The sequence below is a fragment of the Sanguibacter sp. Z41_6 genome (assembly GCF_059621145.1).
Genome location: NZ_JCAQIF010000001.1, coordinates 109,127 through 130,983, shown reverse-complemented (window position 1 = coordinate 130,983; position 21,857 = coordinate 109,127). Strand labels below are relative to the sequence as shown.

Sequence of the window (21,857 nt, the reverse complement as noted above, 5' to 3'; positions counted from 1 at the left end):
GCCGGGCGCGCCGCCGACCCCCGAGGAGCAGCCGTGCCCGACGCAGTGCCCGACGTCCACCCAGCCACCGACTCCGCTCCCGCCAGCCAGACGCCCGACGTCCTGCACCTGCGCGCCTCGGGCGTGAGCCTCGTGCTCGACGTGAGCGGCGAGCTCCTCCCACGCATCCTGCACTGGGGCGCGGACCTCGGCGACGTCCCCCTCGCCGAGCTCGAGGACCTGCGCCGTGCGAGCGTCCCCCAGGTCGTCAACTCGACCATCGACGCCGTCGTCCCCCTCGCCGTGCTGCCCGAGCAGTCCGTCGGCTGGACCGGGACGCCGGGCGTCACCGGGCACCGGCACGGCACCGACTTCTCCACCGCGTTCCGGGTGACGTCCCGCGCGCTCCTCGAGCACGGTGCTCCCGGGGCCCCCGACGACCTCCTGCCCGGCGCCCAGCGCCTCACGGTCCACGCCGTCGACACCTCCGCGCAGCTCGCCGTCGAGCTCGACGTCGAGCTCCTCGCGGCGGGCGTCGTGCGCACCCGCGCGACCCTCACGAACACGGCTGCAGCAGGCAGCGACCGCCCCGAGTACACGCTCGGCGGCATGGACCTCTCGCTGCCCGTGCCGACCGAGGCCGACGAGATCCTCGACTTCACGGGCCGCTGGATCCGCGAGCGGTCCCCCCAGCGCAAGCCGTTCACCTACGGCACCCACCTGCGCGAGGTCCGCAAGGGCCGTGGGCACGACGCGACGCTCCTCGTCATCGCCGGCCGCAGCGGGTTCGGGTACCGGACGGGCGAGGTGTGGGGAGTGCACGTCGCGTGGTCCGGCAACTCGCGCATCGCCGCCGAGCGCATCCAGGGCGGCGCTCGCCACCTCGCCGCCGGCGAGCTCCTCCTGGCCGGCGAGATCATCCTCCAGCCCGGCGACGCGTACCGGTCCCCGTGGGTGTTCGGCTCCTACGGCGAGGGGCTCGACGCCATGTCGGGTCGGTTCCACACCTACCTGCGCTCCCGCCCCCACCACCCGAGCACGGCCAACGGTCGTCGCGATCGCCCTGTGCACATCAACGTGTGGGAGGCCGTGTACTTCGACCACGACCTCCCCCGGCTCACGGCGCTCGCCGACGCGGCCGCCGCCGTCGGCGTCGAGCGCTACGTCCTCGACGACGGCTGGTTCCGGCACCGCCGCGACGACCGCGCGGGCCTCGGCGACTGGTACGTGGACGAGGACGTGTGGCCCGACGGGCTCACCCCGCTCGTCGACCACGTCCGTGGCCTCGGCATGGAGTTCGGCCTGTGGTTCGAGCCCGAGATGGTCAACCCCGACTCCGACCTCGCCCGCGCGCACCCGGAGTGGATCATGGCGACCGGCGACCGGCTCCCGCCGGAGTCGCGCAAGCAGCAGGTGCTCGACCTCGGTCACCAGGGTGCGTACGACTACATCCTCGAGCGCATCGACGCGATCTGCACCGAGTACCCCATCAGCTACATCAAGTGGGACCACAACCGCGACCTCATCGACGCCGGGCACTCCCCGACCGGCCAGGCCGGGGTGCACAACCAGGTCGAGGCCCTGTACCGCCTCATCGACGAGCTCAAGGCCCGCCACCCGGGGCTCGAGATCGAGAGCTGCTCGAGCGGCGGAGGGCGCGCCGACCTCGGCATCCTCGAGCGCACCGAACGCATCTGGACCTCCGACACGATCGACGCGCTCGAGCGGCAGAGCATCGAGGCCGGCACCGGCCTGCTCGTCCCGCCGGAGATGATGGGGTCCCACATCGGTTCCCCGCACAGCCACACGACCGGCCGCCACCAGGCGCTCACGTTCCGTGCCGGGACCGCGTTCTTCAGCCACCTCGGCATCGAGTGGGACCTCGCCGCGGCGAGCGAGGAGGACCGGGCGGCGCTCGCCCGCTGGATCGCGGCGCACAAGGCCCACCGCGACCTGCTGCACACAGGCACGGTCGTCCACGCCGACCACCCCGATGGCGCACTGTGGGTGCACGGCGTCGTCGCGGCGGACGCACGCGAGGCCGTCTACGCCGTCGTGCAGCTCGCGACCGCACCGGACCACGCGCCGGGCCGGGTGCGGCTGCCCGGGCTCGCCGCCGACCAGCAGTACCGGGTCCAGCCGATGGACCCGGGCGAGGACGGTCGCTCCGGCCACGGGTTCGGCCCGCGGTGGTGGTCCGAGGGGCTGCAGCTCTCCGGCCGCATCCTCGAGCGCGTCGGCGTGCAGGCCCCCATCCAGCGGCCCGAGCACCTCGTGCTCCTGCACGTCACCGCGGTCTGAGACAGCCACGAGAGGTCCACCCATGACGTCCACCGACACCCCGCTCGTCCGCCGGACCGCCACCACCCTGGCGGACGGGCGGGAGCTGTTCTACTTCGACGACTCCGAGCCGTACGTCTCCGGTGGCGCGACCCGCCGCCTCGACGACCCGCGGCCCCTGCCGGGACGCTACGACCCCGTGGCGGTGACCGACGAGCACGGCCAGCAGGTCACGCGCCCGGTGACCGGACCGACGATGCGCTACGACGTGCTCACGGGGGAGTGGGTCCCGCACGCCGCACACCGGATGAACCGCACCTTCCTGCCGCCGGCGGACGCGAACCCGCTCGCTCCCGCCCGACCAGGTGCCGCCTACTCCGACGGGGAGATCCCGGCGGAGGACTACGACGTCGTCGTGTTCGAGAACCGGTTCCCGTCGCTCATGCGCATCCCCGGGACGGTCGACGAGGCCACCCTGCTCGACGGCGAGGAGCTCTGGCGGGTCCGGCCGGCGGTCGGGCGCTGCGAGGTCATCTGCTTCTCGCCCGACTCGACCCAGTCGCTCGCCACGGTCGGGCCGCGCCGGATGCGCACGATCATCGAGGCGTGGGCGGACCGCACCACCGAGCTGTCGCAGATCGACGGCATCGAGCAGGTGTTCTGCTTCGAGAACCGCGGCCAGGAGATCGGGGTGACGCTCACGCACCCGCACGGGCAGATCTACGCCTACCCGTACCTCACGCCGAAGACCGACATCATGCTCCGCCGGGCGCGCGCCCACCGGGAGCGCACCGGACGCAACCTGCTGCGTGACGTCCTCGACGCCGAGCTGCGCTCGGGGCGGCGCATCGTCCTCGAGTCCGAGCACTGGGTCGCCTACGTCCCGGCGGCCGCCCGCTGGCCCATCGAGGTGCACCTCGCCCCACGGCGTGACGTCGCGGACCTCCCCGGGCTCACCGACGCCGAGCGGGTCGACCTCGCGGACGTCTACCTCGAGCTCCTCGCCCGGATGGACCGGTTCTTCCCGGCGGGCGAGGACGGGTCCCCGACGAGGGCGCCCTACATCGCCGCGTGGCACCAGGCGCCGGTCCGGGAGGGCCGCGACGACCTGCGGCTGCACCTGCAGCTCTTCTCCATCCTCCGGGCCCCCGGCAAGCTCAAGTACCTCGCCGGGTCAGAGTCGGGGATGGGGGCGTGGATCAGCGACACCACGCCGGAACGCATCGCCGACCGCCTCGTGGAGGTCGCCTCATGAGCGAGCACGCACCGCAGTGGCTCGACGCCTGGAGCGTCGAGGACGGGACGGGTCGAGCGCGGGACGCGTTCGCCGAGGCGTTCGGCGCCGAGCCCGACGGCGTGTGGTCCGCGCCGGGACGCGCCAACCTCATCGGTGAGCACACCGACTACAACGGCGGGCTCGTCCTGCCGTTCGCCCTGCCGCACCGCACCTACGTCGCGGTGCGTCGCCGGGACGACGACACCGTCCGGCTCGTCTCGGGCCAGGAGACGCACCCGTGGGAGGGGCGGCTGCGTGACGTCGCCCCGGGCACCGTCACGGGGTGGTCCGCCTACGTCGTCGGCGTCGCGTGGGCGCTGCGAGAGGCCGGCTACGAGGTCGGTGGCTTCGATGCCGCGGTGACCTCGTGCGTCCCGTACGGCGCCGGGTTGTCCTCCTCCGCCGCGCTCGAGTCCGCGGTGGCTGTCGGTCTCGACGCGGTGCTCGGGCTGGGGATCGACACGGGCGGTACCGACGAGGGCCGCAAGATCCTCGCCGCGGCGTGCATCCGGGCGGAGAACGAGATCGCCGGCGCGCCGACGGGCGGGATGGACCAGGCGGCATCGTTGCGGTCCCGGGAGGGGCACGCGCTGCTGCTCGACTGTCGCAGCCTCGACGTGCGGCACATCCCGTTCGACCTCGCGGCCGAGGGCCTCGCGCTCCTCGTCATCGACACGCGCGCGGAGCACCAGCTCGTCGACGGGCAGTACGCGGCACGGCGGACGACGTGCGAGGCGGCGGCGGGGGTGCTCGGTGTCGGGACGCTGCGCGAGGTCGAGGACCTCGACGCGGCCGTCGCCCGGCTGCGGGAGCCCGGGGCGCTGGACGGCGTCGGGCAGGCTCCCGATACGGTGGTGCGCCGGGTGCGCCACGTCGTCACGGAGCTCGCACGCGTCAGGGAGGTCGAGGCGCTCCTCGACGCCGGACGCACGGCCGAGGTCGGCGCGGTGCTCAGTGCGGCGCACGACTCGCTGCGGGACGACTACGAGGTGAGCTGCCGTGAGCTCGACGTCGCGGTGGAGGCAGCGACCGCGGCCGGAGCCCTCGGCGGGCGGATGGTCGGTGGCGGGTTCGGCGGGTCGGCCATCGCGCTCGTGCGTGCCGACGAGCTCGAGCAGGTCGCCGGCGACGTCACCGAGGCCTTCGCGGCCGAGGGCCTGGCCGCTCCGGCGTTCCTCGTGGCGGTCGCGGGGGCTCCCGCGGGCTGACGCAGGGACCTTCGTCCCGCCGGACCAGGCTCCAGGGCGACAAAGATCTACATCTAGTGGCCGAGTGGTCGCGGTTCGCCAAGATGTAGGGGTTCACGATGGTCGATGTCGACGTCCGCTCAACGATGCGCGAGTACCTGGACCGCACCGACTGGCGGGTCAACGCCAACGCCAACCAGGGGTACTCGCTGGGCGGTCTCATCCTCAGCACCGCCGGCAAGGTCACGGCCAACTACTGGCTCTCCGAGGTCTACCCCGCGGAGGTCGGCGAGGCGCACCGCTCCGGTGACCTGCACATCCACGACCTCGACGTCTTCGGCGGGTACTGCGCGGGGTGGTCGCTGCGGATGCTCCTCGAGCAAGGGTTCAACGGGGTCCCCGGGAAGGTCGAGTCGGACCCGCCGCGCCACCTGTCCTCAGCCGTCGGTCAGGTCGTCAACTTCCTCGGGACGATGCAGAACGAGTGGGCGGGTGCCCAGGCGTTCAGCTCGTTCGACACGTACATGGCGCCCTTCGTCCGCAAGGACGGTCTGAGCTACGAGCAGGTGCACCAGTGCATCCAGGAGCTCGTCTACAACCTCAACGTCCCGTCCCGCTGGGGCACCCAGACGCCGTTCACCAACCTCACCTTCGACTGGACCTGCCCGGCGGACCTGCGGGACACGTCCCCGCTCGTCGACGGCACCGTCATGCCCTTCACGTACGGGGACCTGCAGGCCGAGATGGACCTCATCAACCGTGCCTACATCGAGGTGATGACCGCCGGGGACGCGGCCGGACGGGTCTTCACGTTCCCGATCCCGACGTACAACATCACCGAGGACTTCCCGTGGGAGTCGCAGAACGCCGCCCTGCTGTTCGAGATGACCGCGAAGTACGGGCTGCCGTACTTCCAGAACTTCCTCAGCTCCGACCTGGAGCCGGGCATGGTGCGCTCCATGTGCTGCCGGCTGCAGCTCGACCTCCGTGAGCTGCTCAAGCGCGGCAACGGACTGTTCGGCTCGGCGGAGCAGACCGGCTCGATCGGCGTCGTCACCGTGAACTGTGCCCGTCTGGGCTACCTGCACCGGGGGGACGAGGCCGGGCTGCTCGCGGCCCTGGACCGGCTCATGGACCTCGCCCGCGACTCCCTCGAGATCAAGCGCGTGGTCGTCCAGCACTACATGGACGAGGGGCTGTTCCCCTACACCCGGCGGTACCTCGGCAGCCTCGACAACCACTTCTCGACGATCGGCGTCAACGGTCTCAACGAGATGGTGCGCAACTTCACGGCTGATGCGGCCGGCACGAGCGAGGACATCACGACTCCCGGCGGGCACGCGATGGCCATGCGGCTGCTCGACCACGTGCGCGCCCGGATGGTCGAGTACCAGGAGGCGACGGGGCACCTGTACAACCTCGAGGCGACGCCCGCCGAGGGCGCGACGTACCGGTTCGCCAAGGAGGACCGCGCCCGCATGCCCGGGATCCTCCAGGCCGGCACCGAGGAGAACCCCTACTACACGAACTCCTCGCAGCTCCCGGTGGGTTTCACGGCCGACCCGTTCGAGGCGCTCGTGCGCCAGGACGACCTGCAGCGCCAGTACACGGGGGGCACCGTGCTGCACCTCTACATGTCCGAGCGGGTGTCCTCCGGTGACGCCTGCCGCGAGCTCGTCCGCCGCGCACTGACGTCGTTCCGGCTGCCGTACATCACCATCACCCCGACGTTCTCGATCTGCCCGCGCCACGGCTACCTCGCCGGCGAGCACCCGACGTGCCCGCGCTGCGCCGACCTGCACCCGGACGCCCCGCCGCAGGAGTGCGAGGTGTGGACGCGCGTCATGGGATACCACCGTCCCGTGAGCTCGTTCAACATCGGCAAGAAGGGCGAGCACGCCGAGCGGCGGATGTTCGAGGAGGCGTGGGCGTGGACGTCAGCGGTGCCCACGGAGCGTGCGTCGTCCGGGCACGCGGCGCTCGCCGCCGCCGAGCAGGGGCCGGCATGACGACCGCGGTCCGGCCGACCAGGGCAGCCGATCCGGTCCGGCGGGTGCGACCGGCGCGCGCCGTGGACATCGCCGGCGTGGAGACGTTCTCGAGCTGCGACTGGCCGGGCAGGCTCGTCGCGACGGTGTTCCTCCAAGGGTGCCCGTGGCGCTGCACCTACTGCCACAACTCGGCGATCATCGACCCGCGGGCACCGGGGACCGTCCCGTGGACGGACGTCCTCGAGCTGCTCGACGCCCGGCGCGGGCTGCTCGACGGCGTCGTGTTCTCCGGCGGCGAGCCCACCCGCCAGTCCGGCCTGGCGGATGCCATGCGGGACGTGCGCGAGATGGGGTTCGGCGTCGGGCTGCACACGGGAGGTGCGTACCCGAGGCGGTTGGCGGACGTCGTCGGTCTCGTCGACTGGGTGGGCTTCGACATCAAGGCGCCCGCCGCCAGGTACGAGGACATCACCGGCGTACGTGGCAGCGCGGCCGCACCGTTCCGCTCGCTGCGGCTCCTGCTCGACACCGACGTCCCCGTCCAGGTCCGTACGACGGTCGACCCCACCGTGCTCACCGACAGCGACATCCTGCGCATGCGGCAGGAGCTCGTCGCCCTCGGCGTGACGGACCTCGTCCTCCAGGAGGCCCGGCCGGACGGTGCGCCGTCCGAGTTCGTCGCACGGCTCCGAGAGCACCGACGCACCGTCGCCGTGGAGGATCAGGAGAAGTGGCAGAACACGTCGCCGTCGACGACCCCCCGAACGGTCCCGTCGTAGAGCTCGACCCACCTGTCGGCCTCGGCGCGGGTCGCGAAGAAGAGCCCGACCCCCCAGCCGCCGCCTCCGGCCACCCGGGGGATGTCGAAGGCGTCGTACGCGGGGTCCTGACACATGAGCGGAGTCCCGGTCGCCGTGTACCCGAGGGCCGCGAGGTCGGCGACGGCGGCATCGAGCCCGGGGTCATCCGAGTCTTCCGACGCTGCCAGCCACACCACGCTCATCGTGCCGTGGGTGCCAGCGAACGCGGTCATCTCGTCGACCGGCACGGGCCAGGCCTCGACCGGCGTCGCGTCCGACGTGCCCTCATCGGCGGCGTCGCCGGTCGTGTCCGGGCTGGCAGCGACGTCGTCCCCGTCCGCCGTGCCAGCATCAGGGACGACGACGAACCACGGCCCGCCGATGACGGTCACCGGCTCCCCGGGCCGGTCGTCGAGCGTGACGAGCACGCTGCCGAGCGCCTCGTACTCGCCCGGCTGCCCCTGCTCGCTGGGGTCGCACCACACGAGCCCGTCGGTGGGTAGCCCGACAGCGTCGCCCCCGGGGAGGGTGAACGTGGTCGGGTCGCTGGCCCCGGGGTCCGCGACGGCGACGATGAAGCCGTCCTGCACGAGGGAGATGGCGACGTTCTCCTCGACGGTGAAGGCGACGTCCGCCGCCGAGGTGTTCTCGATGCTGACGGGCAGGACCGCGCTGTCGGTGCCGGCGGCGTCGATCGCGATCTCACCAGCGGTCTCTGGGGCCTGGTAGAGGTCGGGGGCGGTGAGCCACAAGTCGGAGACGATGCTGTCGCCCGGGTCGCTGGCCATGTCTCCGCACTGCTGGGCGAGCGGGTTGACCGGCAGGGGCGCGGTGCGCCCGACGCTCGGGATCCGGTCGGGGATCGCCGGGTGGTCGCGCTGTGTGAGGTAGGTGATGCCGACGGCAGCGGCGGCTCCTGCCGTGAGAACGCTGGCGGTGGTGAGGCCGGCGATGATGACGGGGCGTCGACGACGTGCTCGTCCGGCGCGGTACCGGACCTGGTCAATGAGGATCTCGTGCGGCACGGTGTCAGCAGCTCCTGCGTCGGCGAGGGCGCGCAGAGAGCGGTGCAGGTCGTGGGTCATCGCGTGCTCCTCGGGGTGAGGGGGGTGAGGGGGGTGGGGGAGGTGCTCGTGTCGTCGAGTGGCCCGAGCCGCTCCTGGAGCACGGCGTGCGCGTCGAACAGGTGGCGCTTGACGGTCCCGGCAGCGCATCCGAGCTGCTCGGCGATCTGCGGCACGGTGAGGTCCTCGTAGTACCGCAGCACGATGCAGGCCCGCTGGCGGGGCGTGAGGCTGTCGAGTGCGACGGCGACGTCGACCTCGTCGCCCGTGGCGTGGTCCGTGCTCTCCTGCCGGTCGGCGATCCCGACGAGGTGTCTGATGCCGGACCACCGTCGTCGTCGCCGGTAGCCGTCGAGGTGGATGGTGAGGATCGCCCGGCGGACGTACGCCTCGGCGTCGTCAGCCGAGGGCAGGTGCTTGCGTGCGTAGATCTTCACCAGCGCGTCCTGCACGAGGTCCTCGGCCTCTCGCGTGCTGCCGCTCAGCAGGTACGCGTACCCGATGAGCGCCCGTTGACGCGTGCGGACCAGCGCGTCTAGCGCGGCCTCCCAGTCAGCCATGTGAACCTTCCCGTCTGTGTGCTCCTACTCAACATGACGGCCGGGGAGGTCAGATCGTTGGGTCTGCGTCGCGTCGAGCAACGGTGCGCTATGCCGGGTTTCGTGCGTAGACTGCCCGGCATCGTCGCGCATGTGAGCCGCGTCACACGCGCGCACTCGTCAAGGAGGACGGATGCTCGAGCTCGGGACTGCCAGCGTCACCATCGTCGCCGTGATCGCCGTCATCGGGCTCGTTTGCCTCGTCGTCGCGATCGTCCTGCGCAGGCAGGTCCTCGCGGCGGACGACGGGACTCCCAAGATGCAGGAGATCGCCCGCGCCATCCAGGAGGGCGCGTCCGCGTACCTCAACCGGCAGTTCCGCACCCTCGCGCTGTTCGCCGTCGTCGTGTTCGCCCTGCTGTTCCTCCTGCCCGGCGACACGGGGATCCGCGTCGGCCGCTCCATCGCGTTCCTCGTCGGCGCGTCCTTCTCCGCTGCCATCGGTTACCTCGGCATGTGGCTCGCGACGCGGGCGAACCTGCGGGTGGCCGCCTCCGCCATGCACCCCGGGGCCCGTGCGGCGGGGGCGCGGATCGCGATCCGGACCGGCGGTGTCGTGGGCATGTGCGTCGTCGGGCTGGGGCTGCTGGGTGCCGCCGGTGTCGTCCTGCTCTACCGGGGCGACGCGCCCGCGGTCCTCGAAGGCTTCGGGTTCGGTGCCGCGCTCCTCGCGATGTTCATGCGGGTCGGCGGCGGCATCTTCACCAAGGCCGCCGACGTCGGCGCCGACCTCGTCGGCAAGGTCGAGCAGGGCATCCCGGAGGACGACCCCCGCAACGCCGCGACCATCGCGGACAACGTCGGCGACAACGTGGGTGACTGCGCCGGGATGGCCGCCGACCTCTTCGAGTCCTACGCCGTCATGCTCGTCGCGGCGCTCATCCTCGGCAAGGCTGCCATGGGGGAGGAGGGGCTCGTCTTCCCGCTCGTCGTCACCGCGATCGGCGCCTTCGTCGCCGTGCTCGGCATCCTCACCACCCGGGTCCGCGGCACCGAGAGCGGGCTCCGGGCCATCTACCGCGGTTTCTACCTCTCCGCCGTCGTCGGCGCAGGCCTCGCGGCCGTCGCCGCGTTCGCGTACCTGCCGTCCTCCTTCGCGGACGCTCCCGGCACCGTCGACCTCACCGGCGTCACGAGCGACCCGCGGGTCCTGGCCAGCCTCGCCGTGCTCATCGGCGTCGTCCTCGCGGGCGTCATCCTCTGGGTCACCGGCTACTTCACGGGCACCACCTCGAAGCCCACCCTGCACGTCGCCGCGACCTCCCGCACGGGTGCCGCGACCGTCGTGCTCTCCGGCATCGGTGTCGGCTTCGAGTCCGCCGTCTACACCGCGGGGATCATCGCCGCCGCGATCTGCGGTGTGTTCCTCCTCGCCGGCGGATCCATCGGCCTGTCGCTCTACCTCGTCGCGCTCGCCGGTTGCGGGCTCCTCACCACCGTCGGTGTCATCGTCGCGATGGACACCTTCGGCCCCGTCTCCGACAACGCGCAGGGCATCGCAGAGATGTCCGGCGACGTCGACGAGGACGGTGCGCAGGTGCTCACGGACCTCGACGCCGTCGGCAACACGACGAAGGCGATCACCAAGGGCATCGCGATCGCCACGGCCGTCCTCGCCGCGACGGCACTGTTCGGCTCCTACCGCGACGCCGTGACCACCGCGATCGCGGACATCGACGACGCGGGGGCCAACGGCATCGTCGACGCGATGCTCTCCTACGACATCACCTCGCCGGTGACGCTCGTCGGGGTGATCCTCGGGGCGGCGACCGTCTTCCTCTTCTCCGGCCTGGCCATCGACGCCGTGACGCGCGCCGCCGGCGCGATCGTCTTCGAGGTGCGCCGCCAGTTCCGCGAGCACCCCGGGATCATGACGTACGACGAGCGCCCCGAGTACGGCAGGGTCGTGGACATCTGCACGCGGGACTCCCTGCGGGAGCTCGCGACGCCCGGCCTCCTCGCGGCGTTCGCCCCGATCGCGGTGGGGTTCGGGCTCGGCGTGGGTCCCCTCGCCGGGTTCCTCGCCGGGGCCATCGGCGCCGGTGTCCTCATGGCCGTGTTCCTCGCGAACTCCGGCGGGTCGTGGGACAACGCGAAGAAGATCATCGAGGACGGCCACTACGGCGGCAAGGGGTCGCTCGCCCACGAGGCCGTCATCATCGGGGACACCGTCGGCGACCCGTTCAAGGACACCGCGGGACCGGCCATCAACCCCCTCATCAAGGTGATGAACCTCGTCGCGCTGCTCATCGCCCCCGCGATCGTCGCGATGAGCGTGCCCGACGACGCGAACCACGCCCTGCGCATCGGCGTCGCGGTCCTCGCCACGGCCATCGCGTTCGGCGCGATCGTCGCCTCCCGGCTCCGCGTCGCGAAGCTCGACGCCCAGTCGCTCGACGAGAAGCCGCTCGAGGCGCACGCCCAGCTCTAGCCGTGCGACCCGCTCGTCCGAGGCATGTCGACGAGCAGGTCGCACGGGCGCCACCTACCGTGGCGGCCATGAGCGACGACGACGAGCAGCTCCGGGTGCTCAGCTACAACATCAAGGGACTGTCGATCGACCGGTCCGCGGTGCTGGAGGTCGTGCGCGAGTCCGGTGCGGACGTCGTCGCGATCCAGGAGCCGCCGCGCAGGCTCACCGGGCGACGCCGGATGCGCCGCTTCGCCGAGGACGTCGGCATGGTCTGCCTCGTGGCGGGTGGAGGCCCGTTCGGAGCGTTCACCACCGCGCTCCTCGTCACGCCGCAGGTCGCGGCACGTGCTGTGCGCGTCGCGGGGCGACCCCTGCCGTGGAAGTGGTGGTACCGGCGCGCGCGGCTCGTGTGGCCGACGCGGCGCGGCTACGCGCTCGTCGACCTCGGTGACGTGGTCGTCATCAGCGTGCACCTCGGCCTCGACGCCAGGGAGCGCGCGGACCACGTCGCCGCACTCACCGGCATCGTGCGGGCGGCGGGGCCCGGGCGGTGCGTCGTCGTCGGTGACCTCAACGAGCCGCCGGACGGACCCAGCTGGGCGGGGTTCGCACCTCTCCTGCGTGATGCCGCCGCCGGTTCCGCGGACCGCACCTTCTCCGTCGCGAGGCCGCGCCGGCGGATCGACGGGGTGCTCGTGGGGTCGGGTGTCGCGGTCGATCGGGTCGAGACCCTCGGCACTCCCGCGGCGCACCGTGGGAGCGACCACTTCCCGGTCGTCGCCGACCTCCGTGTCGCGGCGCAGCGGGGCGTCGGCGGGTGATCTTGCGACCGGTGCATGGGGAGAGGTCCACCACCGATCCGGTTGCGGGGCCTCGTGCCCGCCCACCACTATGACTCCATGACCACTCACACGAAGCGTTTTCCCGTCCTCGCGACGTCCGGCGTCGCTGTCCTCCTCGCAGGTCTTCTCGCTGGTTGCAGCGGTGGCGGCGACGTCGACAAGTTCTGCACGGACGCCGACGAGATCCAGAACATGACGTTCATGGATGACATCGACCCCTCGGACGAGGAGGGCTACAAGACGGCTCTCGCGGACGTTCAGGACCAGATCGAGGCGGTCGACCCGCCCAGCGACATCAAGGACGACTGGGAGACGCTCACCGACGCTCTCGGCTCGATGATCGACCAGATCTCCGACCTCGACATCACCAACCCGGACGACCAGGAGAAGTTCCTCGCCGCCACGGAGGAGATCGACTCCGACGAGGTCACCGAGGCCGGCGAGCGGGTCGACGAGTTCATGGCCGAGAACTGCGAGGCCTGACGCTCGCGTCATCACGCTGCACAAGGAGGCCGTCCCGCCGTGCGGGGCGGCCTCCTGCGCGATCATGGAGTCATGACCGTCCCCTCGCAGCGCCCTGGCCCCACCACCGATCCCCGACTCGTGGACGCGCTCCGCGAGGACCTGCGGTCCGCAGTGTTCACGGTGAGCGGTGTCGAGGAGCTCCTGGGCACGCTCGCGTCGGCGGCGCTGCACCGTGAGCAGGCGCTCCCCGCCCTGCGAGCGACGCAGCGACCGGAGCCGGTGGCCGTCCTCACCCGCGCGTTCGTCCTCGGCCGTCCCGTGCGCGCCGCCGAGCTCGACGCCGCCCTCCCCACCCTCGGAGCCGACGGCGCTGTCGCGCTGGGGCTCGTGGACCGCGCGGGCGCGGGCGCGGACGACGACGTGGCGCCCCTCATGGACCTGCGTCCCTACTCCGCCGACGACGCCGCCGGGCCGGTGAACTGGTGGCTTGCCTCCGACCTCGGGGAGCTCGCGACAGGCACCCGTCTCGCGGCGGACCACGTCCTCGGCGCCGGTGGCGCGTCGACGACTCTCGCGCAGGTGACCATGCGGACCCCCCGGGAGCGCGTGCTCGATCTCGGGACGGGCTGCGGCGTGCAGGCCCTGCACGCCGCGCGCCACGCGCGGCACGTCGTCGGGACCGACATCTCCGCCCGGGCGCTGCGGTTCGCCGCGTTCAACGCGGCGCTCGACGGTGCCACGCTGGACCTGCGGCTGGGATCCATGCTCGAGCCGGTCGAGGGCGAGGAGTTCGACCTCGTCGTGTCCAACCCGCCCTTCGTCATCACCCCGCGCCGCGCCGGGGGCGGCGCGGGCATCCCCACGTACGAGTACCGCGACGGCGGCCGTGCGGGCGACGACCTCGTCCGGGACCTCGTCACGGGCGTGGGCAGCGTGCTCGCGCCCGGTGGCGTCGCGCAGCTCCTCGGCAACTGGGAGCACCGCCGCGGCGAGCCGTGGACGGAGCGCGTGGGGTCGTGGCTCGACGAGGCGGGACTCGACGGCTGGGTCATCCAGCGGGAGGTCCAGGATCCGGCGGAGTACGCGGAGACGTGGATCCGCGACGGCGGTACGACGCCGGAACGTGAGCCTGACGCGTGGGTGGCCGCGTACGCCGCGTGGCTCGACGACTTCGCGTCGCGCGACGTCGAGGGTGTCGGGTTCGGCATCGTCACCCTGCGCCGGCCGCTCGACGGCCGACCGACGCTGCGCCGTCTCGAGGAGCACACCGGCTCGGTCCGGCAGCCGCTGGGTGGGCACCTCGCTGCGAGCCTCGCGGCGCACGACTGGTGCGCTGCCCGCTCGGACGCGCAGCTCGCCGACGAGCGGCTCGTCGTCGCGGACGACGTCACGGAGGAGCGGTTCTACACGCCCGGGGCGAGCGACCCGGACGTCGTGCTCATCCGGCAGGGCGACGGTCTGGGGCGCGGGGTGCACTCCTCGACCGGTCTCGCTGCGCTCGTCGGGGCGTGCGACGGCGAGCTGACCGTCGGCCAGCTGCTCGGAGCGATCGCCGGGCTCCTGGCTGTCCCGGCCGACGACCTCGCCGCCGAGCTGCTGCCAGCGGTCCGCGGTCTGGTCCGTGACGGGTTCCTCGTCAGCGCTCCGTAGCGCCGTTCGCGCCGAGGATCATCTCGAGGCTGACCTCGAGCAGTGCTCGCCCATCCACACCGGTGTCAGCGACGACGTCCCCCGTGGCATCTGCCAGCTGCTGCACGCCCAGCACCGTGGCGAGCGCGAGGGTCGCGCGTGTCCGGGCGTCCTGCGGCGGATACCCGACCTCTTCGAGGATGGAGGCGGTGACCGCCAGGCGCCGAGCGGTGACCCGGCGCAGGACGTCGACCACCCCGGGGTGGTCCGTCTGGGTGTAGAGGAGCATCTCGCCGCGGCGCGGCGAGGTCCGCCGGGACACGGCGCGGGACAGCAGGGCGAAGCGGTCCCGGCCTGTCCCGGGTGCGGCCTCGATCCCTTCGATGATCCGCTCCGTCTCGGCGGCCCAGCGCTCGAGCACGGCAGTGAGGAGTGCCTGCCGGTCGGTGAAGTGCCAGTAGAAGGACCCCTTGCTCGTCCCCATCGCGCGGGCGAGGGGCTCGACGCGTACGGCGTCGAGGCCGTCCCGGGTGAAGGTGTCGTACGCAGCGTCGACCCAGCGGGACGCATCGTGGCGAGTGACGGGCGGCATGACCATACGGTACCGTCTGGATTGCGCCATACGGCACCGTATGGGTCCGCTCGAGGTGGGGAGCCGGGATGACACATCAGCCGACGTACGTCAGCAGGGCCTTCGACGGGATCCCCCGTCCCGACTTCGCCGAGATGGCCATCACGGCAGTTCCCCCCGGGGCGGTGACCGACCCGGTGGCCTGGGCGCGCGAGAACTTCTCGGTGCGGCGAGCGCCCGCGTGGGTCCGGATCGCGCTCGGCCTCCGGCAGCTCCTCGCGCCGCTCGTCGGCGTCCCGCGGGCCCGTGCCGACGTCTTCCGGGTCGACGACGTGCACGGCGAGGAGGCGGTCATCGTCACGCCGGACAACCATCTCGACTTCCGCGTGGGTGTGGGTGTCGACGCGGCTGCCCGGCTCGTGCGGGTGACCACCGCCGTCAGTGTTCACGGGCGGCGCGGTCGCCTGTATCTCGCGCCGGTACGCCTCCTGCACAGCCCGGTGCTCCACGCGATGCTCCGAGCCGCTGCCGGCCGGATGGAGGGGCGCCCGCCCACGTCCTAGACACGGTCTCCAGCGAATCCACACACGTCTGGCATACCTTGGACCCGTGAACTCCGACCCCCGCCCCACGCTGCTCGTGGCCGACCACGCAGACCGCCGGGTCTCGCGCGGCCGACGCGTATGGGCGGTGGTGCTCGGTGCCGTCGCCGTCGTCGGATTCGTGCTCGTGTGGGGCACCCTCGTCGCGGACGTGCGCGGGCAGCGCCTCGAGGAGCTCGCCTTCGAGGGCGCCACCCGCGGCCAGAACACGCTGTGGGGGATCGCCGAGTCGGTCCTCGACATGGTCTCGGTGGGCTTCGTCGTCCTCGGCGTCGTCATCGCCGGCGGCATCGCCCTCGTGCGCCGACGGTGGCAGCTCGCCGCGCAGGTCGCCGTGCTCATCGGTGGCGCGAACATCTCCACCCAGGTGCTCAAGAAGTGGGTCCTCGACCGTCCGGACCTCGGTGTGGACTCCCTGAGCAACAGCTTGCCCAGCGGGCACACGACCGTCGCCGGGTCCGTGTCGATCGCCCTCGTGCTCGCCGTGCCCCGCCGCGCCCGGCCGGCGGTCGCCGTCCTCGGGGCGGCGTACACCGCGGCGACGGGCATCTCGACGCTCGTCGGGCAGTGGCACCGTCCGAGCGACGTCATCGCAGCCCTGCTCGTCGTGCTGTTCTGGGGGGCGCTCGTGTGCGGCGTCTCGCTGCCCTCCGCGCTCGACCCCGCTGACGTGGCGGCGGATGCGGAACGCGCAGCGGTCGGGCCGCGGGCCACCGGGACGGCCTGGGCGGTGCTCGTCCTGACGATGTGCGCCGTCGTCGCCGGTGCCGCCGCCGCGTGGGCGATCCGGCAGACCGCGCCCGTGCTGTCTGGTTCGGAGTCGGTGTCCCGCACCGCCGAGGTCGTCGCGTACGTCGGTGGGGCGTGCGGTGTCGTCGCCACGACAGCCTTCGTGTTCGCTCTGCTCCTCGCCCTGCGGCAGGCTGTCGCCCGTCCCCGCTGACGCCCCGCCCGGTGTGACGCCCCCGCCGGGAAGCCGTAGGCTGCAAAACCGGGCCTCGAAAAGCCCGTGCTCGTGGCGTGCGGCCCATCGTCGTCCGCCCTGACCCGTTCCGCACCGTCGTTCTGGAAGCAGGCTCTGAATGTCCGCTGGTCGCAAGCTCGTCATCGTGGAGTCGCCCGCCAAGGCGCGCACGATCGCCGGATACCTCGGCGACGACTACGAGGTCGAGGCGAGCGTCGGGCACATCCGCGACCTGCCCCAGCCGTCCGAGATGCCGGCGGAGATGAAGAAGGGGCCCTTCGGGAAGTTCGCCGTGAACGTCGAGGGCGGGTTCGAGCCCTACTACGAGGTCTACGCGGACAAGAAGAAGAAGGTCGCCGAGCTCAAGCGTGCGTTGAAGAACGCCGACGAGCTCTACCTCGCGACCGACGAGGACCGGGAGGGCGAGGCCATCGCCTGGCACCTCCTCCAGGAGCTCAAGCCCAAGGTCCCGGTCAAGCGCATGGTCTTCCACGAGATCACCAAGGAAGCGATCCAGCGCGCCCTCGAGAACACCCGCGAGCTCGACGACCGCCTCGTCGACGCCCAGGAGACCCGCCGCATCCTCGACCGCCTGTACGGCTACGAGGTGTCGCCCGTGCTGTGGCGCAAGGTCCGCCAGGGCCTGTCCGCCGGGCGCGTCCAGTCCGTCGCGACGCGCCTCGTCGTGGAGCGTGAGCGCGAGCGCATGGCATTCGTGCCCGCCAGCTACTGGGACGTCGCGGGTGAGTTCACCACGGTCGCCGGGGACGACGCCGGGGAGTGGTTCTCCGCGAAGCTCGTCCAGGTGGACGGCCAGCGGGTCGCGACCGGACGCGACTTCGACGACTCCGGGCGCCTGAAGTCGTCGAAGGGCGTCGTGCACCTCGACGAGGCCGCGGCGACGTCGCTCGTCGCCGCACTGAGCGACCAGCCGGCCGAGGTCCGCAGCCTCGAGACCAAGCCGTACACGCGCCGCCCCGCCGCTCCGTTCACGACGTCGACCCTCCAGCAGGAGGCGTCGCGCAAGCTGCGCATGTCCTCGCGGCAGGCGATGCGCACCGCCCAGACGCTGTACGAGAACGGCTACATCACGTACATGCGGACGGACTCCCCGTCGCTGTCCACCCAGGCGACGGACGCCGCCCGGCGCCAGGCTGCGGAGCTGTACGGGCCGGAGTTCGTGCCGGACGCCCCGCGCGTCTACGCCTCGAAGAACAAGGGCGCGCAGGAGGCGCACGAGGCCATCCGTCCCGCCGGGGACTCGTTCCGGACACCGGCGCAGGTCTCGCGCGAGATCAGCGGCGACCAGTTCAAGCTCTACGAGCTCATCTGGAAGCGCACGGTCGCCTCGCAGATGGGCGACGCCCGCGGATCGACGGCGTCGGTGCGGCTGGGCGTGACCGGCACCGCGACCGCGGACGGTTCCCGGCCCGACGCCGTGTTCGCGGCGTCCGGCACGGTCATCACCTTCCGCGGCTTCCTCGCCGCGTACGAGGAGGGCCGCGACACCGAGCGCTACGACACGGACACCGACGGCGCCCCGAAGGCGAAGAAGTCCGACGGCGACGTCCGGCTCCCGCAGATGGCCCAGGGCGACGCCCTGACGTCCCGGGACCTCGCCGCAGACGGTCACTCGACGTCCGCGCCCCCGCGCTACACCGAGGCGAGCCTCGTCAAGGCGCTCGAGGAGCGGGGCATCGGCCGTCCCTCGACGTACGCGTCGACGATCTCCGTCATCCAGGACCGTGGCTACGTCCTGTCCCGGGGGCAGGCGCTCGTGCCGAGCTGGTTGGCGTTCGCCGTCATCCGGCTCCTCGAGGAGCACTTCGGCACGCTCGTCGACTACGACTTCACCGCTGCGATGGAGGCCGACCTCGACGCGATCGCGGCCGGTGACACCGAGCGCGTCGAGTGGCTCACGCGGTTCTACTTCGGTGCGGAGGGTGCCGGTGACGGCGCGCCGGCCAACGCGGGCCTGCGCTCCCTCGTCGAGCACCTCGGCGACATCGACGCGCGGGACATCAACTCCGTGCCGATCGGTGAGGGCATCACGCTGCGCGTCGGGCGATACGGCCCGTACATCGAGGACACGGCGGCCGAGGTCGCGGAGGGCGAGAACCCGCCGCGCGCGTCCGTGCCCGACGAGGTCGCGCCGGACGAGCTCACGGTCGCGAAGGCGCGCGAGCTCCTCGAGACGCAGGGCGACGGGGACACCGTCCTCGGCCAGGACCCGGCGACGGGCACGACCATCGTGGCCAAGGCGGGTCGGTACGGGCCGTACGTCACGGAGCTGCTCCCCGAGCCGACGTTCGAGGAAGGGCTCTCGGCGGCCGCGCTCAAGCGGGCGAAGGCCGCGTTGCCGAAGCCGCGGACCGCGTCCCTGCTCAAGACGATGTCCGTGCAGACGGTGACGCTCGACGACGCCCTCATGCTCCTGTCCCTCCCGCGCGTGGTGGGCACCGACCCGGAGACCGGCGTCGAGATCACGGCGCAGAACGGGCGGTACGGGCCGTACCTCAAGCGGGGCACGGACTCCCGCACCCTCCCGAGCGAGGAGGCGATGTTCACCGTCACGCTCGACGAGGCGCTCGAGATCTACGCCCAGCCCAAGCGTGGTCGCGGTGCGACCGCGGCGCCGCCGCTCAAGGAGCTCGGCGAGGACCCGACGTCGGGGAAGCCGATCGTCATCAAGGAGGGCCGCTTCGGGGCGTACGTCACCGACGGCGCGACCAACCGGACGCTGCCCAAGGACGTGACCATCGAGGGCATCACGCACGAGCAGGCGGTCGAGCTCCTCGCGGAGAAGCGGGCCAAGGGCCCCGTGAAGCGCACGACGACGCGGGCGACCGCGAAGAAGGCGCCGGCCAAGAAGGCCCCTGCGAAGAAGGCGCCGGCGAAGAAGGCCGCAGCCAAGAAGCCGCCGGCCGCCTGACACGCAGTCCGGCCCGCGGCCTCGCCGGGGGTCCTCCGCTAGCGTTGGGGCATGACAGAGAGCAACGCCGCCCTGATCGCGCAGAACCCGTCGGTCGCCTCGGCGTCCGCGTCCGTCTCCACCACGCAGACGGCTCCCTTCCAGGACATCACCGGGAGCGCCGCGTCGCCGATGGACGCTCCGGCGATCCGGTGGGGGATCCTCGGTGCCGGCGGCATCGCGGGAACGTTCGGGCGGGCCGTCACCACCGCGACGTCGTCGCGCGTCGTGGCTGTCGGATCACGTGACCCCGAGAAGGCCCGCGCGTTCGCGGAGGCCAACCTCGGGGCCGACGCCGCTGCCGCGCGGCTGCACGGCTCCTACGAGGACCTCGTGGCGGACCCGGACGTCGACGCGGTGTACGTCGCGACGCCTCACTCGCACCACCGCGACCACGCGCTGCTCGCCGTCGCGGCCGGCAAGCACGTGCTCGTCGAGAAGTCCTTCGCGCGCAGCACCGGGGAGGCGCAGGAGATCTTCGACGCGGCCCGCGAGCAGGGCGTGTTCGTCATGGAGGCCATGTGGACGCGGTTCCTGCCGCACGTCGCGGCGCTGCGCGCGGTGCTGGCCCGTGGCGAGATCGGCGACGTCGTCTCCCTCGTCGCCGACCACGGGCAGGCGTTCGCCGCCGACCCGGAGCACCGGTTGTTCAACCCCGACCTCGCGGGCGGCGCCCTGCTGGACCTCGGCGTGTATCCCGTGTCGTTCGCGCACGACATCCTGGGTGTCCCGACCTCGATCACGGCTCTCGGACAGCTCACGGAGACGGGCGTCGACGGCCAGGTCTCGATGGTCCTCGAGTACCCCGACGACGTCCATGCGCTGCTGCACACGACGCTGTGGTCCCGGACGCCGACCACCGCGTCGATCTCGGGCACTGCCGGCCGCATCGAGGTGGACGGCGCGTTCTATGCCCCTTCTGCGTTCCGGGTGATCCGTTCCGACGGGTCCGTGACGAGCTACGAGCGTCCCGCGGTCAAGGGGCTGGAGTTCGAGGCAGCAGAGGTCGCGCGGCGCATCACCGCGGGTGAGATGGAGTCCCCGCGCATGACGTGGCAGGGCACACTCGACGTCATGCGCACGATGGACGAGGTCCGTCGGCAGATCGGCCTGACCTACCCCGGGGAGAGCACCGCACCATGACCTCTACACCACTCGCGCCGTCATCCTTCGCTGCGGTCACCGAGGCGGTCCCCGACCCGCTGGAGGCTCCCGCGATCCGTTGGGGGGTCCTCGGGGCCGGGTACATCGGCGGGTCGTTCGCCGACGAGGTCGCGCGCTACACGGCGGGCGAGGTCATCGCCGCTGGTTCGCGGGACGTGGCCAAGGCCGTGAAGTTCGCTGCGAAGCACGGGATCGAGCGGGCGTACGGCTCCTACGAGGAGCTCGTCGCCGACCCGGACGTCGATGCTGTCTACATCGCGACGCCGCACTCCCACCACTGCGACCACGCGCTGCTCGCGATCGGCGCCGGCAAGCACGTGCTCGTCGAGAAGGCGTTCACGCGCAACACCGCCGAGGCCCGCCAGGTCGTCGACGCCGCGCGGGCCGCGGGCGTGTTCTGCATGGAGGCGATGATGACGCGGCACCTGCCGCACGTCGCCGTCATCCGGGAGATCATCGCGCGCGGCGACATCGGTGAGGTCCGCGAGGTGCGTGCGGGGTTCAACGTGCAGGTCGACTACGACCCCGAGCACCGGCTGTTCAACCCGGACCTGGCCGGGGGCGCCCTGCTCGACCTCGGGATCTACCCGCTGGCCTTCGCGGTGGACGTCCTCGGGGTGCCCGACGAGGTCCGGGCCACGGGTCTGCTCGCCCCGACGGGCGTCGACGTCCACGAGACGATCGTCCTGCGGTACGGGCAGGAGGCGCTCTCGACGCTCACCACGTCGGTCCGTGCGACGTCGCCCGCGAGCGCGCACATCATCGGGTCCACCGGGCGCATCGACATCGCACCGGACTACTACCTGCCGACGACCTTCACGCTCCGGCGGGCAGACGGCTCCACCCAGGAGTACGACGGTCGGCCGCGCGACGCCGCGGGCGCCCTCCTCGGCGGGGGCAAGCAGTACGAGGCGGCGGAAGTGGCGCGGTGCATCTCGCAGGGGCTCACCGAGAGCCCCCGCATGACGCTCGACCAGACGCTCGAGCTCATGGTGCTCATGGACGACGTCCGTGCCCAGCTCGGGGTCGTCTACCCGGACGAGCGGCCCAGCCCCTAGCC

Annotated in this window: 17 protein-coding genes; 14 read left to right on the top strand and 3 right to left on the bottom strand. The window is 72.1% G+C overall.

What is annotated here, in order from left to right:
• The first annotated feature begins 33 nt into the window (after nt 1–33).
• From AC54T1_RS00560 to AC54T1_RS00540, 5 genes are all read left to right on the top strand, one after another.
• Nucleotides 34–2,280 carry an alpha-galactosidase gene (locus tag AC54T1_RS00560; RefSeq protein ID WP_496910645.1) on the top strand — a complete coding sequence of 749 codons (2,247 nt, stop codon included), beginning with the start codon at nt 34–36 and terminating at the stop codon, nt 2,278–2,280.
• 22 nt (nt 2,281–2,302) lie between these two features.
• Nucleotides 2,303–3,514, top strand: coding sequence for a galactose-1-phosphate uridylyltransferase (gene galT, locus AC54T1_RS00555; protein WP_484343380.1), 1,212 nt, complete (start codon nt 2,303–2,305; stop codon nt 3,512–3,514).
• On the top strand, nt 3,511–4,743 hold the full coding sequence (gene galK / locus AC54T1_RS00550) for a galactokinase (RefSeq protein ID WP_496910644.1): 1,233 nt from the start codon (nt 3,511–3,513) through the stop codon (nt 4,741–4,743). The genes galT and galK overlap by 4 nt, the downstream gene beginning before the upstream one ends.
• Nucleotides 4,744–4,841: 98 nt before the next feature.
• Nucleotides 4,842–6,731: a ribonucleoside triphosphate reductase gene (locus tag AC54T1_RS00545; protein WP_496910643.1), complete on the top strand. Its 1,890-nt coding sequence runs from the start codon at nt 4,842–4,844 to the stop codon at nt 6,729–6,731.
• Complete coding sequence (locus AC54T1_RS00540; protein ID WP_496910642.1) at nt 6,728–7,492, top strand: anaerobic ribonucleoside-triphosphate reductase activating protein; 765 nt, start codon at nt 6,728–6,730, stop codon at nt 7,490–7,492. Before AC54T1_RS00545 ends, AC54T1_RS00540 begins: the two co-directional genes overlap by 4 nt.
• Here AC54T1_RS00540 and AC54T1_RS00535 read toward each other — a convergent pair.
• Both AC54T1_RS00535 and AC54T1_RS00530 read right to left on the bottom strand, forming a co-directional pair.
• The gene (locus AC54T1_RS00535) at nt 7,435–8,598 is read right to left on the bottom strand and encodes a hypothetical protein (protein ID WP_496910641.1); all 1,164 of its coding nucleotides are present in this window, start codon (nt 8,596–8,598) and stop codon (nt 7,435–7,437) included. The genes AC54T1_RS00540 and AC54T1_RS00535 overlap by 58 nt on opposite strands.
• Complete coding sequence (locus AC54T1_RS00530) at nt 8,595–9,137, bottom strand: sigma-70 family RNA polymerase sigma factor (protein WP_496910640.1); 543 nt, start codon at nt 9,135–9,137, stop codon at nt 8,595–8,597. The genes AC54T1_RS00535 and AC54T1_RS00530 overlap by 4 nt, the downstream gene beginning before the upstream one ends.
• 172 nt (nt 9,138–9,309) lie before the next feature.
• Between AC54T1_RS00530 and AC54T1_RS00525 the strand changes: the two genes are divergently transcribed.
• From AC54T1_RS00525 to AC54T1_RS00510, 4 genes are all read left to right on the top strand, one after another.
• Complete coding sequence (locus AC54T1_RS00525; protein WP_496910639.1) at nt 9,310–11,607, top strand: sodium-translocating pyrophosphatase; 2,298 nt, start codon at nt 9,310–9,312, stop codon at nt 11,605–11,607.
• 68 nt (nt 11,608–11,675) lie between these two features.
• A complete protein-coding gene (locus tag AC54T1_RS00520; RefSeq protein ID WP_496910638.1) occupies nt 11,676–12,410 on the top strand; it encodes an endonuclease/exonuclease/phosphatase family protein in 735 nt (244 codons plus the stop codon).
• A 78-nt stretch (nt 12,411–12,488) separates the two neighbouring features.
• Nucleotides 12,489–12,914, top strand: a complete 426-nt coding sequence (locus AC54T1_RS00515) for a hypothetical protein (RefSeq protein ID WP_484343374.1) — start codon at nt 12,489–12,491, stop codon at nt 12,912–12,914.
• A 72-nt stretch (nt 12,915–12,986) separates the two neighbouring features.
• Nucleotides 12,987–14,546 (top strand): DUF7059 domain-containing protein, encoded by a 1,560-nt coding sequence (locus AC54T1_RS00510; protein ID WP_496910637.1) that lies wholly within the window; start codon nt 12,987–12,989, stop codon nt 14,544–14,546.
• Here the strand turns inward: AC54T1_RS00510 and AC54T1_RS00505 are convergent.
• Nucleotides 14,533–15,117 carry a TetR/AcrR family transcriptional regulator gene (locus AC54T1_RS00505; RefSeq protein ID WP_496910636.1) on the bottom strand — a complete coding sequence of 195 codons (585 nt, stop codon included), beginning with the start codon at nt 15,115–15,117 and terminating at the stop codon, nt 14,533–14,535. The genes AC54T1_RS00510 and AC54T1_RS00505 overlap by 14 nt on opposite strands.
• Nucleotides 15,118–15,185: 68 nt before the next feature.
• On the opposite strand from AC54T1_RS00505, the gene AC54T1_RS00500 reads away from it, so the two are divergent.
• From AC54T1_RS00500 to AC54T1_RS00480, 5 genes are all read left to right on the top strand, one after another.
• Nucleotides 15,186–15,659, top strand: coding sequence for a DUF2867 domain-containing protein (locus AC54T1_RS00500; protein ID WP_496910635.1), 474 nt, complete (start codon nt 15,186–15,188; stop codon nt 15,657–15,659).
• 46 nt (nt 15,660–15,705) lie between these two features.
• The gene (locus AC54T1_RS00495) at nt 15,706–16,641 is read left to right on the top strand and encodes a phosphatase PAP2 family protein (protein WP_496910634.1); all 936 of its coding nucleotides are present in this window, start codon (nt 15,706–15,708) and stop codon (nt 16,639–16,641) included.
• 139 nt (nt 16,642–16,780) lie between these two features.
• On the top strand, nt 16,781–19,594 hold the full coding sequence (topA, locus tag AC54T1_RS00490) for a type I DNA topoisomerase (RefSeq protein WP_484343369.1): 2,814 nt from the start codon (nt 16,781–16,783) through the stop codon (nt 19,592–19,594).
• A 171-nt stretch (nt 19,595–19,765) separates the two neighbouring features.
• Nucleotides 19,766–20,776 carry a Gfo/Idh/MocA family protein gene (locus tag AC54T1_RS00485; protein WP_484344228.1) on the top strand — a complete coding sequence of 337 codons (1,011 nt, stop codon included), beginning with the start codon at nt 19,766–19,768 and terminating at the stop codon, nt 20,774–20,776.
• A complete protein-coding gene (locus AC54T1_RS00480) occupies nt 20,773–21,855 on the top strand; it encodes a Gfo/Idh/MocA family protein (RefSeq protein ID WP_484343368.1) in 1,083 nt (360 codons plus the stop codon). Before AC54T1_RS00485 ends, AC54T1_RS00480 begins: the two co-directional genes overlap by 4 nt.
• The last annotated feature ends 2 nt before the right edge of the window (nt 21,856–21,857 follow it).